We start from the raw sequence: 1,388 nt of genomic DNA on the forward strand, positions 1-1,388 counted from the left end.
CCATCGACTACGCATTTCTGCCTCGCCTTAGGGGCCGACTCACCCTGCCCTGATTAACATGGGACAGGAAACCTTGGTCTTCCGGCGGGGGAGTTTTTCACTCCCCTTATCGTTACTCATGTCAACATTCGCACTTCTGATACCTCCAGCCTGCCTTACAGCTTGACCTTCAACGGCTTACAGAACGCTCCTCTACCATGCCTAGTAAACTAAGCATCCGTAGCTTCGGTGTACAGTTTGAGCCCCGTTATATCTTCCGCGCAGGCCGACTCGACTAGTGAGCTATTACGCTTTCTTTAAAGGATGGCTGCTTCTAAGCCAACCTCCTAGCTGTCTAAGCCTTCCCACATCGTTTCCCACTTAACTGTAACTTTGGGACCTTAGCTGACGGTCTGGGTTGTTTCCCTTTCCACGACGGACGTTAGCACCCGCCGTGTGTCTCCCGTAATTGCACTCATTGGTATTCGGAGTTTGCATGGGGTTGGTAAGTCGGGATGACCCCCTAGCCCAAACAGTGCTCTACCCCCAATGGTGAGATACGAGGCGCTACCTAAATAGCTTTCGAGGAGAACCAGCTATCTCCGAGCTTGATTAGCCTTTCACTCCTATCCACAAGTCATCCCCAGCCTTTTCAACGGATGTGGGTTCGGTCCTCCAGTTGATGTTACTCAACCTTCAACCTGCTCATGGATAGATCGCCCGGTTTCGGGTCTATTCCCAGCAACTAAACGCCCTATTAAGACTCGGTTTCCCTACGGCTCCACTATGTGCTTAACCTTGCTACTGAAAATAAGTCGTTGACCCATTATACAAAAGGTACGCAGTCACGGAACAAGTCCGCTCCCACTGCTTGTACGTACACGGTTTCAGGATCTATTTCACTCCCCTCACAGGGGTTCTTTTCGCCTTTCCCTCACGGTACTGGTTCACTATCGGTCAGTCAGGAGTATTTAGCCTTGGAGGATGGTCCCCCCATATTCAGACAGGATAACACGTGTCCCGTCCTACTCGTTTTCATGATTAAGGTGTTTTCGTATACGGGGCTATCACCCTCTATCGCGGCACTTTCCAGAGCCTTCTACTAACACCAAAACCACTTAAGGGCTAATCCCCTTTCGCTCGCCGCTACTTAGGGAATCTCGGTTGATTTCTTTTCCTCCGGGTACTTAGATGTTTCAGTTCCCCGGGTTCGCCTCCACACAGCTATGTATTCACTGTGGGATACTCTACAAGTAGAGTGGGTTTCCCCATTCGGACATGTTCGGATCAAAGTCTGTTTATCGACTCCCCGAACCTTTTCGCAGATTACCACGTCCTTCATCGCCTCTGACTGCCAAGGCATCCACCGTGCACGCTTGGTCACTTGACCATATAACCCAAAATAGTTT

1 rRNA gene is annotated in these 1,388 nt (G+C 50.4%); it reads right to left on the reverse strand.

The features are described 5' to 3' along the window. Positions 1-1,369 (reverse strand): 23S ribosomal RNA (locus AC2A4J_RS20245); the annotation flags it as partial. Positions 1,370-1,388: the final 19 nt, after the last annotated feature.

This window comes from Marinomonas sp. ATLA20 (assembly GCF_057180105.1).